At 54.2% G+C, this 14,501-nt stretch carries 14 protein-coding genes; 10 read left to right on the forward strand and 4 right to left on the reverse strand.

Annotation, left to right across the window (positions count from 1 at the left end):
• Positions 1–66 precede the first annotated feature (66 nt).
• The 3 genes from Poly59_RS05770 to Poly59_RS05780 all read left to right on the forward strand — a co-directional run bounded on the left by Poly59_RS05770 (position 67) and on the right by Poly59_RS05780 (position 2,275).
• Positions 67–408, forward strand: coding sequence for a hypothetical protein (locus Poly59_RS05770; protein ID WP_146533049.1), 342 nt, complete (start codon positions 67–69; stop codon positions 406–408).
• 261 nt (positions 409–669) lie between these two features.
• On the forward strand, positions 670–1,245 hold the full coding sequence (locus tag Poly59_RS05775) for a hypothetical protein (RefSeq protein WP_146533050.1): 576 nt from the start codon (positions 670–672) through the stop codon (positions 1,243–1,245).
• 589 nt (positions 1,246–1,834) lie between these two features.
• The gene (locus Poly59_RS05780; protein ID WP_186776034.1) at positions 1,835–2,275 is read left to right on the forward strand and encodes a DUF3592 domain-containing protein; all 441 of its coding nucleotides are present in this window, start codon (positions 1,835–1,837) and stop codon (positions 2,273–2,275) included.
• Between the two features lie 290 nt (positions 2,276–2,565).
• On the opposite strand, the gene Poly59_RS05785 is transcribed toward Poly59_RS05780, so the two are convergent.
• Together Poly59_RS05785 and Poly59_RS05790 are read right to left on the reverse strand one after the other, a co-directional pair.
• Positions 2,566–4,059, reverse strand: coding sequence for a hypothetical protein (locus tag Poly59_RS05785; RefSeq protein WP_146533052.1), 1,494 nt, complete (start codon positions 4,057–4,059; stop codon positions 2,566–2,568).
• Positions 4,060–4,139: 80 nt separating this feature from the next.
• Positions 4,140–4,577, reverse strand: coding sequence for a DUF6384 family protein (locus tag Poly59_RS05790; protein ID WP_390621430.1), 438 nt, complete (start codon positions 4,575–4,577; stop codon positions 4,140–4,142).
• Positions 4,578–4,839: 262 nt separating this feature from the next.
• Between Poly59_RS05790 and Poly59_RS05795 the strand changes: the two genes are divergently transcribed.
• The 7 genes from Poly59_RS05795 (at position 4,840) to Poly59_RS05825 (ending at position 12,817) form a co-directional block, all read left to right on the forward strand.
• On the forward strand, positions 4,840–6,084 hold the full coding sequence (locus Poly59_RS05795) for a cell surface protein (protein WP_146533053.1): 1,245 nt from the start codon (positions 4,840–4,842) through the stop codon (positions 6,082–6,084).
• A 106-nt stretch (positions 6,085–6,190) separates the two neighbouring features.
• Positions 6,191–7,735, forward strand: a complete 1,545-nt coding sequence (locus Poly59_RS05800; protein WP_222436040.1) for a sulfatase — start codon at positions 6,191–6,193, stop codon at positions 7,733–7,735.
• Entirely contained in the window at positions 7,732–9,123 is a 1,392-nt protein-coding gene (locus tag Poly59_RS05805; RefSeq protein ID WP_246151406.1) for an MFS transporter, read from the forward strand. The genes Poly59_RS05800 and Poly59_RS05805 overlap by 4 nt, the downstream gene beginning before the upstream one ends.
• 8 nt (positions 9,124–9,131) lie before the next feature.
• On the forward strand, positions 9,132–9,773 hold the full coding sequence (locus Poly59_RS05810) for a cyclase family protein (protein ID WP_146533054.1): 642 nt from the start codon (positions 9,132–9,134) through the stop codon (positions 9,771–9,773).
• Positions 9,766–11,076: a 3-oxo-tetronate kinase gene (otnK, locus tag Poly59_RS05815; RefSeq protein WP_186776035.1), complete on the forward strand. Its 1,311-nt coding sequence runs from the start codon at positions 9,766–9,768 to the stop codon at positions 11,074–11,076. The genes Poly59_RS05810 and otnK overlap by 8 nt, the downstream gene beginning before the upstream one ends.
• Complete coding sequence (otnC, locus tag Poly59_RS05820) at positions 11,073–11,708, forward strand: 3-oxo-tetronate 4-phosphate decarboxylase (protein ID WP_146533055.1); 636 nt, start codon at positions 11,073–11,075, stop codon at positions 11,706–11,708. The genes otnK and otnC overlap by 4 nt, the downstream gene beginning before the upstream one ends.
• Positions 11,708–12,817 (forward strand): isocitrate/isopropylmalate dehydrogenase family protein, encoded by a 1,110-nt coding sequence (locus tag Poly59_RS05825; protein WP_146533056.1) that lies wholly within the window; start codon positions 11,708–11,710, stop codon positions 12,815–12,817. Before otnC ends, Poly59_RS05825 begins: the two co-directional genes overlap by 1 nt.
• On the opposite strand, the gene Poly59_RS05830 is transcribed toward Poly59_RS05825, so the two are convergent.
• A complete protein-coding gene (locus tag Poly59_RS05830; protein WP_146533057.1) occupies positions 12,755–13,042 on the reverse strand; it encodes a hypothetical protein in 288 nt (95 codons plus the stop codon). The two genes, Poly59_RS05825 and Poly59_RS05830, sit on opposite strands and share 63 nt — an antisense overlap.
• Positions 13,039–14,463 carry a YeiH family protein gene (locus tag Poly59_RS05835; protein WP_246151407.1) on the reverse strand — a complete coding sequence of 475 codons (1,425 nt, stop codon included), beginning with the start codon at positions 14,461–14,463 and terminating at the stop codon, positions 13,039–13,041. The genes Poly59_RS05830 and Poly59_RS05835 overlap by 4 nt, the downstream gene beginning before the upstream one ends.
• Positions 14,464–14,501 lie beyond the last annotated feature (38 nt).

Consider the following 14,501-nt stretch of genomic DNA (forward strand, 5'->3'; position numbering starts at 1 on the left):
TTCAATTGTTTTTGTCATCGAATCAGGTTCGCTACGATCATGTCGTTCAATCATGAACGCCTGTCAATGAAATCGATTTTTATTCTTGCTGTCGTCGTTCTGGGAACGGCGAGGCCAGCGTGTGCCACCATTCAAGCCAATGACAGTGTCGTTATTGGAGGCAACACTTGTGGAGTCTTTCAGCTACCCATGTCGGAACTGTGGTATTACCCCGATGAAGAACCCGCGGGACGCAAGCCGATCCCGAAATTCGAAATGCGTGATACTGCGAACTCGCGAGGCTACCGGGCAAAGTTTGCCATCTCTCGAGGTAGGCTTTTCTTGAACTCCATCGAAGGAACGATCGACGGCAGAGAGGTTTTAAATGACGAGATTATTCCGAAACGATTTCCGATTCACGATCGTTAGTACACAGGCTCCATCTTCATTTCGGTCGGTAACTTTGACAAAGTCTCCCATGAGTTTGAACACGTCATTGAGTTTGTGATCGAAAAAGGAAGAGTTGTTCCCTCTCGGAACTTGCCGTCCACCAAAATACCCATGACACTGAATGGTTTGGCGCCCACCGAGACGGCCACCAAAGAACGCGAAGCCCTCGACTCTGATGCAGGCCGCTAAACGAAGCTGTTGAGTTGCCTATTTGCAGTTTTTTTAACCCAAGCAATTCGCATGGAATACACACGAAGCTGGATTCGAGATTTAAGTGTTTCCGTTTTTGCATTGTTTTTCGTCACATTGATCTGTGCCCTTCTCGCCTATTCGGCGATCTCGATCGAATCGCTAGTGACGCGGCGGATTGCCTTGATCATTGTTTTTGTACTCTTTGCCGCGAATGCGTTTGTCTGGCTTTGGGGGATCTTTTGGATCGCTGTTCGGCGTCAATCGTTTCGTTGTCGTGTCACGTCCAACTTTGTTGAGTGCGTTTGCCCGATACCGACTCGCGGTTCGTCATTCAAGCTGCCACTGAACGAACTGGCGAGCGTTAGCCTGTCCGCGAGGGAAGGTGAAGGCGAGCGTTGCACGTTGACCTCGCACGACGGCGTAAAATACGATTTGACTTATTGGTACGGCAATCCAGTATGGCGAGTGGTTGACGCCATTGCTGAGCAAGATCCAGAGATCACGGTGCTCGATTTTGGTGCACGACGTTTACCATTGGATCCAACGGTGAATGCATCACAAAATGCGTCGTCAAGTCGCTGCAATCGCTATCTGTTTCGTTCTTGGGTTAGCCGCCGCGGCTGACGAACCCGTTCGGGACTGGTCACCGGTTCCCGGTGAACTGCGAGGGCGATGGTTTGTCACAGGCTGTCAGCGCGGAGCCAAGCCGTACAGATCAACGCTCGTTGCTGATGGCGCTACCGTCGACGAATATTACTTCTGGCCTTCGAGCATGATGCGGCAAACGCCGGTTCTCTGCCACCGGCAAAGCACTTGTTGATTCTGCCACCCGGTCACAGGTGTGTATGACTGTTCTTCCATGACGGAATTCCGGCTGCGGTTATCACACGGGCCGACGATTCGAGTTCGGCTCTGCTCAGATATCCCGATTGCACGAAAGAATGTTTACCGGACACGCTGTCTCTTCCCGACGCAGATTCGCTGATCGGGGTACGTTGGGCAATAGACGGACAGATAATGGCGGCAACGGAGGATGCAGAGACGGCACGGGTTTATCATCGCGAGAACGGTTCTTGGGAACGTCTGACGAGTGCCAAAGAGGAGTCGGACGCGTTGCTTTTTAATACCTCCTTTACGATCATTCGTGATGAGACCCCAGTCGTTACGTGGGAATGTTTCCGTCCACACTGAGGCCTGGTTTAGGTGCAAAGATATGAAGCCGCTGCAGATGATTCGAGTCATGATTCCGGTGCTTGGCATCTGTATGCTGATTGGGTCCGCGATCTTTGCGATTGAAATTTGTTCGTTCATTTACCATGCGAAGTCGACCATCGGCACGATCACCACTTCGGAACAGAGGACAACAGACGAAAAGCAAACGCAATATCGTCCCACATTCACTTTCGAGGTCGCCGGACACCGTCACACGACAACGTCAACTGCGTTTGTTTCACCCTCGCCGGGTGGCGTCGGTGACCAAGTTCGGATTTTGTATGACGAACGAAATCCACTGCGAGCGCGGATCGATACGTTTGCCTATACGTGGGCGGTTCCATCCATCTTGTTCTGTTTGGCCATGATCTTCGGATTTGCTCATGTTACGGTAAGCTGGATTTTGCGAAAAAATATGCCCCAGCGCGAGGAGTCCCGTTAGCTTCGGTCTGTTTTTAAACAAGCTAGGTTTGACCCAATGGTCAGCAATTCCACTTCGCTTTTCTGTGCATTGATCAGCGAGTTCTGATCAGCACGTTCTTTCTTGTCGGATGCTCGACACCAGCCTCTGACGCCTCACCCGAATCGGTACGTGATCCTTTAGGAATCGAGCGCTCGGTCGATGATTGCTATGCGCCAAATCGCGACCAAGAAGTGGCGGTCAAAGAACCTGATGCCGATGTCTCGGGCGCGAACAGCGATAGCAGATGAGCCAGTTCGCGTTCCTTCAGACTACCAGGGGCTGCGGCGATTGCCACTGCTGCTGCTGCTGCCGCCCCATGAACTGTCTAGCGAACCACCGCGGTAACGGTCTCGACTGCTGTGCCGACGGCCGGCGCGGCGGGCGTGTTCTTGCAATGCTCCGCCGGCGGCGTGAGCCATCGCGTTGATCAGGATTTGGGTCATCGGATGTGTGGCCACCGCGGTGATTTGTTCCATCGCCGTCGGTCCCCAACGTTGGGCGCTGCGGACTTCGTTCCACAGCGTGTCAGCGCTGCCAGCATCAATGGCGCGGTTCAAGTGCATCGGAATGTCGAGCGACCCGACGAACTGAGAGCGAGCCGAATCGAATCCTGCCGAACGGAACTGTTGGATCAAGCGACCGAGGTCTTCCAAGAACGATTGGATCCGCCGCACTTCGTCCTCGTGTTGCTGAGCGGCTTCGGAAAATGATCCCGCCTTGGCTTCGACATTCATCAACTGGGCCACGATTTGGTCATCGGTAAGGTCAACGGTCGAGCTCGCTCGGCGTTTAAGATCACGTGAATCGATCTGTTGCAACATCCCACGAAACAGCTCGATCGCTTCGCGATAATAGGTGCCGCGACTATCATCCGCCGCGGTTAGGTGTGACTGAGTCTTATCGGTTTGCTGCTGAAGGTTTTCGAGAATCGTGATATGCGAATCGCGATATTTCTGTAGCTCGGTGAACTGCGAGAGCTTCTCGGGCAACCCCAGTTCGTCGGCAACCGTATCGCGGCGTCGTTGCAGTTCGCCCATCACGGTATCCAGCGCGCTGCGGTCACCGGCGATGATTGTACGCATCTGCTCAGGCGTCTTGCGTAGAAAGTCATAGCCCTGTTTCGACGTATTGAAATCGACCATCTTGGCGACCCATCGATCCATCCGCCGCGTGAATCCACGGTGGCCATACGCTTGCGTGCCGTAGCCGCGATCACGCAGGTAGGTGAATAGCTTGCTGTTTTCGTATGCCGGCAATTTGCGAGCTGCGTCTTGTTCGATTTCCGCTAAGTTCGCCTCGGCGCGTTCCAACGCGGCTTCGGCAACGGCAGCTCGGTCGGCAAGGCTGACGAACTGCGAGTCCTGTTGCAATCGTGCTTCGACCTCGGATCCGATTTGCGTTTGAACGTCTAACAGGTCATCAAGTTGGCGGTTGATTTCCAGCAGCTTTGCATCTTCGGTTTGACGCTTGACGGTCAACGACGAGAGTTCGCTTTGCAGGCGATCACATTCTTGTTGCTTGCGGCGAAAGACTTGTGACATCGCCGGTTGGATTTCGACCCAAGTTGATCGAATTGCTTCGGGTGTTAGTTCGGGCAGGTAAAATTCCGCCAACTTGACCAGCGACTCGCCTCGGTTTTTGTCCCATTGGTCGCGCTGCTGGTTAGCTTTGCCGATTTGCAATCGGACGGATTCCAGGCGAGCTTGCGTTTGGGTGTATGCGTCCATCAGTTGTTGATGAACGACGGGACCAGAGATCGGCATCGGGTAACGTGACCGGAAGAAGAAAGTGAAACTTGAGTGACAGCGAAACTAGATGGGCAGCGAACTTTACGACGAGCGAATTAGGTGAACAGGAACCAGTAGGCGCCAATGACCGTCGCTGTCGCAGCAGCGCCGGCCATGATTCGGTTTCGCCAGATCCAACAATGGGCCATGAACCGATTCAGTCCAGGTTCGGGCTCCTGGAACACATGCAAGGTGTCCATGTACTGGCGGATCGCTGCATCGATTTCTGCTTCGGTTACTGAGTCGCCGGAAAGCTTGGCGGTGCGAAGCAGTTTCTCGCGTAGTCCCGCGCGAAGATCGTCGCGGCGGAACATTTCTTCGGCCGATTCACGGCGGTCCCGCATCTCGCGCGCGACATCCATCACTCGCAGCGTTTCTTGTAGCGAAAGATTCTCTAGCGGTGACTGAAAATCCTGTGAATCGTTCATCAATGACGAACCAGCAGTCGCGGGAGTGTTTGCAGTCGCTTGGGCGTTGGCAGAGGCCGGAGGCATGGCGGCAGAGGCTTCGGTGGATGAGTTTGGGCGAATGAACCGTAATCGTCGGGCTGCATGAAAGTTTAACCCGCTGAGCCCATTCTATTAAATCGGCCGCGTTTGCGGAGATTGGGTTGCCAATTTGAGGGGGCGAATGTGGTTCTCGACCAAGCGGCCGGTGATTGCAGTCCGGCCTGTCAGGCGCTAATCTTACGGGTGAACGATTGATAAGCAGTTTTCGCCGAAAACGCACGCCTCTTTCTCGGAGACTTCCTCGGCTATGTCAGACCAAGCACAAGCTTCAGCCCCCGATCCGTCCCAATCCAGCTCGGCCATCCAGTCGCCCGCTGAAGCTCGCGACATGAAGTCGATGAAAGAGTACTTGGACCGGGCCGTGACGGTGCTGAAGAAATTTGGCGTCGATAGTAAGAACACCGCTCCCCAAGAATTGATCGGTTTGCTCGAAGAGGTCAAGCACTTGGACGAAGCCAAAGTACTGGCGATCGCCGAAGTGATCCAGCACATGAGTTCGTTTAATCAACTGGTGCGAGAAAACGTCGAGAGCATCAAGATCGGTAACCGCTACATGGACATCACGCAGATGTTCGATTCGGTCCGTGAAGACAGCAAGCGGCTGATCATGCAATTGGACGACGGCAAAATCAGTGGCACCGAAAAAGTGTCGAACTGGTGGATGAAGATTCGTCGCGGCACGCCAAATGATCGCTTTGAACAGATCGTTGAAACCTACAGCGAGGTGGCCAAGGACACCAAGCAGGCGCTCAAGAGCGAAGAAGCGATCATGGAAGGTTACATCGACTTCCGATTCGCACTGAAGGAAGCGGAAGTCTTGGCTCGTGAAATCCTGGACAAGCAAATGCCGATCCTCGATCAATCCAAAGACGATTTGGCGTCCACCCAAGCGGCGCTCGACAATTACACGGGCACCGACGAGGGCGGCAAGAGCCAATTGGAGCTTAGGCGTGACGAAGCTCGCTACAAGTTCGAAAAGGAAGATGAGACTTATCAGTTGCTGAAGGATATCGCCGAGAACTTAGAAATCGGCTACGACGTCGGCGAAACCCTGATTAGCAAGCTGAAGCAGACTCACGACGTGAAAGAACGCGTCTATCGTCGCGCAGTGACGTTCTTCACGACGAACGAGCACGTCTTCACGATTCTGGGAACGGTCTACACCAGCCAGCACGGTTTGCACGAAGTTACTCAAGCAACCGAAGCGATGAAGGAAGGCGTCAATAAGGGACTCGAAGACGTTGCCACGCTTGGACGTGAACTCGAACGTGCCGCCCTTCGCGCCGGATACGGAAGCACGATCAATCCCGAGTCGGTCCAGAAGTTGGTCGACGCGATCAGCGGCTTCCAAATCGAATCGCTGGAAATGATCGCCGTGTTGCGGAAAGAATCAGAGGAAAGTACCAAGGCGATTCGGAAGTCGGTCGAAGAAGGCAAGAAGAAGTATCAGGAGACTCTTGCGAAGCACGCCCGCGGCGAAAAGCTTAGCTAAGTCAACATTCTGGTTGCCGGTTCATTACATTGTGCGTTGCCTCGGAAGGTTATTCCGAGGCAACGTTTTTTATGCACCGATTTTCAACATCGCCAGGAGACGTCAAGTGACTTCACGCCTACATCGACTCGTCGGATTGATTCTGTGGTTGCTCGTTGTCGCGGCGACTAGCCTCACGGTTCTCGCTCTCACTGCGCCCGCTCATGCAGCCGATCCGCCCAATGTGTTGTTTCTGATTTGCGATGATTTGAACTGTGATATCGGCTGTTACGGCCACGATCTGGTGAAGACGCCGAACATTGATCGGCTTGCCGCCAGTGGTGTGAAGTTCGATCGTGCGTATTGCCAGTATCCGCTTTGCGGTCCCAGTCGCGCTTCGTTCATGACGGGGCTGTATCCAGCGCAGAATTTGGTCACTGGCAATGCGATCTACATTCGCGAGCGAGTTCCAAACGTCAAGACGATGGCGCAGATGTTTCGTGACGCGGGATACACGTCGACGCGAATTGGAAAGATTTTTCACTACAACGTCCCCATGCACATTGGCACCTCGGGGCATGATGATCCCGAGTCGTGGGATTACACGATCAATCCACGCGGGCGTGATCGAAATCAACATGACAAAATCTTTACATTGAAACCGGGCCAATTCGGTGGCACTCTCAGTTGGCTGGCGGACGAGGGCGATGATGCTGAGCAAACCGACGGGATTGCGGCAACCGAATCTGTACAAATGTTACGTAAGTATGCTGCCGACAAGACGCCGTTCTTTTTAGCCGTTGGGATGTATCGTCCGCACACGCCATACGTCGCGCCGAAAAAGTACTTTGACATGTACCCGGTCGATAAGATCGAAATTCCTCAGGTGCCGGAGGACTATTTCGATACGTTGCCGGAACCGGCTAGAAACACGTTGACGCGAAAGAAAGATCAACTGAACCTGGATCCGGTGTTAGCACGCCAGGCAATTCAAGCTTACTACGCGTCAATTACTTTTGCCGATGCGCAGATCGGACGCGTGCTCGACGCGCTCGACGAAACTGGTCTGGATCGCAACACCATCGTCGTGTTTACGTCGGACCATGGCTATCACATGGGGCAGCACGGTTACTATCAAAAGCTGACGCTGTTCGAAGACGCGACTCATGTTCCACTGGTGATGGCCGGTCCTGGCATCGCCAAAGGACAGTCATCGAAGTCGATGGCAGAAATGGTCGACTTCTATCCAACACTGGCCGAATTGACGGGACTAAAACCGCCAGCCGCGATCTCGGGAATCAGTTTGGCCGACACGTTGGCTGATCCAACCAAAGTCTCACGAGCATCGGCGCTAACGCATCTGCAAAATGGTTACTCGCTTCGCACGGCCGATTTTCGGTATACCGAATGGGGGCAAGACGGTGCTGAAGGCAACGAACTTTACGACCACCGAAACGATTCGGCGGAAATGCACAACTTGGCTCAGGATCCCAATCAAATCGAAACGGTGTCGGCATTATCAAAACAATTGCGCGAGCGAATTGAAACCGCAACGGTACCACCGGTCGGAATCAAGCAAGTCACGCCGGGAAACAGAATGCCAGTGAAGGTTTCGGCTAAGAAATCAGTGAAGAAGCCAGCAAACGTACCAGCAAAAGTGGATGCCAAATGAATTCTGATGTTGCATCTCGCCAACGTTTTTGGCTCGTGTTTTTGTTGTTCCTGCATACGGTCAACACTTACATGGACCGAGTTTGTATCTCCGCCGCGAAGGGCGCGATGCAGAAGGACATTTCTGGTCTCGACGACCAGATGATGGGGTATGTGTTTGGCATCTTTGCGATCGGCTACGCCCTGTTTCAAATTCCGGCTGGTTGGTTTAGCGACCGCGCGGGGCCCCGGATGGCGTTGACGATCGTCGTCATCATCTGGAGCATTTTTACGGCGATGACTGGCGCCGTCTTTACGGCGATTAGCTTGCTGGCGGTGCGGTTTCTTTTTGGTATGGGCGAGGCCGGTGCGTATCCGGGGGCAACGCGAGCACTTTACAGTTGGTTGCCTGCCAAAGAGCGCGGGCTCGGCCAAGGTATCTTTCATTCTGGTGCTCGCATCGGTGCCGCTGCGTCCTTGGTGGTGATGCCATGGTTGGTGGGACTGATCGGTTGGCGAATGACGTTTGTCGCCAATGCGGCAATCGGGTTGGTGTGGGGGGCAGTGTGGTGGTTCTGGTATCGAGACGATCCGTCCAAGCATTCCGGTGTGAACCAGCAAGAAGTCGAGTTGATCCGAGCTGGTATTGCTGAAGAAGCGGCAACGGAATCGAAGTTGCCCTACATTCAAGTTGTGACTTCGGCCAACGTGCTGTTGGCGATGTTTCAGTATGCCGCAAGCAACATCACGTTCTTCATTAGCATCACCTGGTTGCGTCCCTATTTGGTGAAGACGTGGGGCGAAGAATACGGATATTTGTCGGCACTGCCGCTATTGTGCGGGGCGGTCGCGCTGTGGGTTTCAGGTTATGCGGTGACTCACTTGCACCGTCGAGGGATGCCTGTGATGTCGCGTCGATTGCCAGCAACGATTGGGTATGCGATGGGTGCGATCGGGTTGATCCTTTGCACACAAACAGCCGATTCGAATTCGGTCTGGATCTTTATCGCCAGCTTTTCGTTGGCGACATTCGGGGTTGAAATGACGCTTAGCCCAAGTTGGGCGTTTTGCATGGACATCGGCGGCTCGCGATCCGGTGCGGTTTCGGCGGCCATGAATATGGTCGGTAATCTGGGGGCGGCGGTCAGTGCGGTAGCGTTCCCTTACTTCGTTGCCAACGTGACGATTCCGATGGTCGCGGAGACGCCGGGAACAGCAAACTCGTTCTTTGTCTTTGCCGCGGTCATGAATGTTTTGGCTTTGATCGCATGGCAGTTCATGAATCCTCGGCGAGAACTGAAGGAAGTGTCGCCGGCCGCAATGAAGACGAGATTGGCTTTCTTCGTGGCGCTGATTGCTTTGGTGATCACGGTGTTGGTTTACGTTAACTTTTTGATGCCCAAAGGGTAAACGCATTGATGCGAGTGATTGATCTAAGTTTGCCAGTTGATAACCATTTAGCAGGTGTCAACATTGCGACTGCGAAACGACTAGAAGTCGATGGCTGGAATGCGACGACGCTTTCGTTGTATTCGCATTGCGGGACACATATGGATGCCCCCTGCCATTTCTTACCAGGTGGCGCGACTCTGGACCAACAGGACTTGAGTGTCTGTGTCGGTTCGGCGTTGGTCGTGAACGTAGCCCCCGCGGCACCTAAGCAGTTGATTCAGATCGCTGATTTGGGCGACCTAGAGCAGGCAATCAAGCCGGGGGCGCGGTTGCTGTTTCGTACTGATTGGTACAAGCGTTTTGGTACGGACGAGTATCGGAATTCGTTGCCGCGGATCTCGACCGAATTGGCGCGGTGGCTTGTTGAACATCAGGTCGCAATGATCGGTGTCGAGCCCCCATCGGTTGCCGATGTGAATTCGATCGACGAAGTGACCGAAGTTCATGAGATCCTGTTTCAAGGCAATGTGTTGATCGTAGAAGGCTTGGCGAATCTTGATCAGATTCAGTCAACGGTTGTCGATTTCATTGCCCTGCCGATGAAGATCACCGGTGGCGATGGTTCGCCAGTTCGCGCCATTGCTATTGAAAGGTCCAGCGATGATTGAATCGAAAAAGCTGAACACTCGGACGCCATTTTTAGGTTGCATCGCAGACGATGTGACGGGCGCCACTGATTTGGCAATCAACTTGGTCCAAGGGGGCATGCGAGTCGTTCAGATGCTAGGCGTGCCATCGGGAGAGGCAGCGGACCAGTTTCGCGACGTCGATGCGATTGTCGTCGCGCTGAAAACACGATCGATTCCGAAGGAGAACGCGATTGACCAGTCCATTAAATCAGCTCGTTGGTTGCAACGAGTTGGTGTTGATCGATTCTTCTTCAAATATTGCTCAACCTTTGATTCAACCAACCATGGCAACATTGGCCCGGTCGCAGAAGCATTGATGGAAGAATTGAACGTAAGTCAAACGATCTTTTGTCCTGCGTTCCCACGTGCGGGGCGTACTGTTTATCGCGGGCACCTGTTCGTTGGCGATCAGTTGCTGAACGAATCTGGGATGCAAAACCATCCGCTCAACCCGATGACGGATCCAAACCTTGTGCGTTTCTTGACCAAGCAGTCGACTAAAAATGTTGGTTTGTTGTCAGCCGATACAATTCGAACTTCGTCCGATGCTTGTAGCGATCGATTGGCGAATCTGTCGTGTGACGGCGTGTCGTTGGTCATCGCGGATGCGGGTAATGACTCGGATTTGGCGACGGTTGCTGACGCGGTAGCACCAATGCGTCTGGTGACCGGCGGTTCGGGGTTGGCCCGATTCTTGCCGCAAGCCTATCGAACAGCAGGAGATTTGAAGTCATCCGAATCGACGGCCGAGATGCCAAAGGTCAGTGGACGAAGTTTGATTCTGGCGGGTAGCTGTTCGATCGCCACGAATGCTCAGGTTCAAGCGATGCAGCCGAACTGTTCGACGTGGTTCATTGACGTTCCAGCGATTGTTGCGGATTCACAGAGTGAACTGGATCGATTGAAAGCGTGGGCAATGGCGACCGAACGTGATGCAACCTTGATGGTGGCGTCCACTTCGACGCCGGATGTCGTGGCCAAGTTGCAAAAACAGTTTGGTGCCGAATCGGTTGCGACGAAGATCGAAAGTTTCCTGGGTGCTGTCGCTAAGATGTTGGTCGCCCAGATGAATGTTCGGCAATTGGTGTTGGCAGGTGGCGAAACCTCCGGTGCAATTGTCGGTGCGCTTGGTGTGCATTCGCTGCGGATCGGACCTGAAATTTGCGTGGGGGTGCCTTGGACCGAAACGATTGGGCATGAACCTGCATTGGCCTTGGCGTTAAAGTCGGGCAACTTTGGCAGTGAAAATTTCTTTTTGCTCGCGCTGGAGATGTTGTCATGAATGAACGTGAACTTCGCGACCGTATCGCCCTGCACGGCAAGTCGATTTTCGATCGTGGGCTGACGGCTGGCAGTTCGGGGAACATTAGCGTCTTGGTTTCTGACGGAATGCTGATCACGCCGACCAATTCTTGCCTGGGCCGACTTGATCCCGACCGGATCACCAAACTAGATCGTAGTGGCGACCGGGTGTCGGGGGACGCCCCATCGAAGGAAGCGTTTTTGCACCATTCGATGTATCAGTCGCGGCCGAACGAACGAGCGATCGTTCATTTGCACTCGATCCATTCGGTCGCCGTGTCTTGTTTAGCCGGAATTGACGAAGCGAATGTGTTGCCGCCGATCACGGCGTACTACGTGATGCGAGTGGGGACGTTGCCACTGGTGCCCTATTTTGCACCAGGCGATGAAAAACTGGCGGCTGCGGTCCAGCGAGCGGCAGTGGCCGCGCACGCTGTTTTATTGTCAAATCACGGTCCCGTTGTGTCAGGCAAAGATCTTGATTCGGCGGTAAATGCCACGGAAGAGCTTGAGGAAACGGCCAAGTTGTTTCTGATGCTTCGTGGCGAAGCGACTCGATATTTAACGCCCGACCAAGTCGGCGAACTGAATCAACGTTTTGGGAAGAAATAGTGACGGCCTATCAAATTGCTCTTCTGCCGGGTGACGGAATCGGACCAGAATGCATGGAAGCAACGCGTATCGTGTTGGACCGAATGGTTCGTGACATCGACGGGCTCGACTTGGCGTTCACGTCGCATCGGGCTGGCGCGGAACTGTACCGCGAAACAGGCGAGACATTGCCTGCGGCCGTGCTGGACGATTGTTTGGCGGCCGACGCGGTGTTGTTGTCGGCAATTGGACTGCCCGATGTTCGTTCGCCCGATGGGACCGAAGTTCAGCCGACCATGATGGTGGGGCTGCGGCGTGCATTGCAAGTTCATTCGGCTGTGCGCCCGGTCAAGCTGTACCCTGGTGCCCCGTGCGCGCTCAAGGACACAGGGCCCGGCATCGACTTCATTGTCATTCGCGAAAACCTGGAAGGCCTTTTTGCGTCGTTTGGTGGTGGGGCGAAGGTTGGCGATGAAGTGGCGACCGATACCATGGTGATCACTCGCAAGGGAACGTCGCAAGTTTCGGACTTTGCGTTCCGTCTGGCTCAGCGACGCAACGGTCGCGCTAGCGATGGCAAGAAGATGGTCACGTGCGTGGACAAGGCGAATGTGTTTCGCAGCATGGCGTTTTTCCGCGAAGTTTTCTTCGATGTCGCCAAGAACTATTCGGATATCGAGGCGGGAGCCGTCTATGTCGATGCAATGAGTCTGTATATGGTGCAAAACCCGTGGGACTTCGATGTTCTGGTGATGGAGAACCAGTTTGGTGACATCCTATCGGACTTGGGTGCCGGCTTGGTGGGTGGATTGGGGTTGGGGCCGTCGGCCGAAATTGGCGAGACGCACGGGTTGTTTCAACCATCACACGGGACCGCACCCCAATTGGCCGGAAAGAACGTAGCAAACCCAATGGCGACGATCCTGTCGGCGGCCATGATGCTGGATTGGCTGGGCGACAAGCACGGCGATGACGTTTGCTTGGCTGCCGCCGTTTTGTTGGAAGAAGCCGTCGCGATGGTTCTGGCTGATGGAACGGTGCGGACGCCGGATATCGGTGGCAAGTCGTCAACGACCGAAGTGGCTCACGCGATCGCCGCTGCGATCTCGAGCAAGGTCGCGAAGGTTTAGCTTTTGCAGGATCGGCTGCATCGCATCCAGCTCGGTATAGTACATCGCGCTTGGATCGATGCCTTTGGATTCGAGCCAGTCGATCCGTTCGCTGACCGCGGCACGCCGCCCGATCCACGGTAAAACGGCCAACCAAATGATTGCGATGACTAGCAAACAGCTTGCCAATTTGATCGCAGGCTTCATGCTCATCGCCGCCTTAATATTCGTTGCTTTGACGGTCATGGCAGGTACTGATCGATTTGGTCTCGGAAGACAACCCGAAACATCAGATAGGCCATTGCCAGGGTCAAGACCAGGTTCAGTGTCTGACCACAAGCGTAAAGAATTAGCGGTTTGCCGCCCTTCAAGTGCGGGGCCAGTTCGCGGAAGTTTGTTTGCAGGCCGATGCTGACGAACGCCAAACAGAACAGCCAGCCGCGAATCGTTTTGGTCGAGCCACCGATCATGGCGTCGACTAATTCGGGGCCACCGGCAAGCTTGCTGTACAGCAGCGAGAAAATGACAGATGCAGCGACGAAGCCGAGAACAAATTTGGGGAATCGGTACCAAATTTCCATCGCGTTTGGGCGAGCGCCGGAGGGGTCTTTTTCGACGCAAGTCACCCAGTAGATTGCCACGCCGAATGCGGTCACCCCGATCAAAATGTTCTGGATCATCTTGACCGTCGCGGCGACTTCGAGAGCTCGATCCCCTAGCACCGCACCGGCTGCCGCAACCGCGCCGGTCGCGTCGATTGTTCCACCCAGCCAGGCGCCACCGAGGACTTCGTCCATGCCGACCGCTTTGATGAAGGCGGGCATCACGATCATCATGATGACGGTGAAGGACAGCGACATTCCGATCGCGAGTGACAGTTCTTCTTTTTTTGCTTTGCAGGCGGCCGCGGTTGCGATCGCAGCCGATACACCACATACCGACATGTCGGCCGAGATGACCATGTTGAGTGACGGCGATTGAATCTTTAGCACCTTCTGTCCAAAGATAAACGTGCTGATCAACACGATTGGCGTGACGACCCAGGCGACAAAGATTCCCGGCAAACCAAGCACCAACAAGCGGCTCATCAGGACTTCGGCACCCAACAACACCAAGCCCGTCTTGATGTAGAACTCAGTCAGAATCGCTGGATTCAGTATCTTGGGCGTCCCGATGGTGTTGCTGATGACCAATCCGACCAGCAACGCCCACAGTGCGTATTCAAGGTTGTAGGCCTTGACCACGCTTTGACTCGACAGAACGTACGCAAATGCGGCGAGCAAGAAGATTGCTGGAAAGGCCAACAAGAACTTGAAGGCTGCCTTTTGACGGATCCCAGCGGCGATCGCGAAAAGGCCGCCGATCAATACGAAGGACCCTAAGATGCCGATTATTTTTTGTGGGCCATCTTTATAGATCGCATCGATCGGGTTGTCTTTCCATGATCCCGGTTTGTCGATCCACTGAGCGATCGGGTTGAATATTTCAATGGTCTGTTCCGCTTCGGCTATCGTTTCCAAGTTAACAGGCCGCCCCATCCAAACGGCGCCAAACGAAACGAGTAGGATCAAACCTCCGCACCAAATGGCCCACCAATCTTCGGCTGTTTTCATCTCCGACAGAGTGCTTCGACTTGGCGGAACGGGTAGGTGTTCGTCTTGAGACATCAGTCGGCTCGGTCCAATGGAGGTGGGAGGGGGCGTAG

The organism is Rubripirellula reticaptiva (assembly GCF_007860175.1).
Classification (GTDB): Bacteria; Planctomycetota; Planctomycetia; order Pirellulales; family Pirellulaceae; genus Rubripirellula; species Rubripirellula reticaptiva.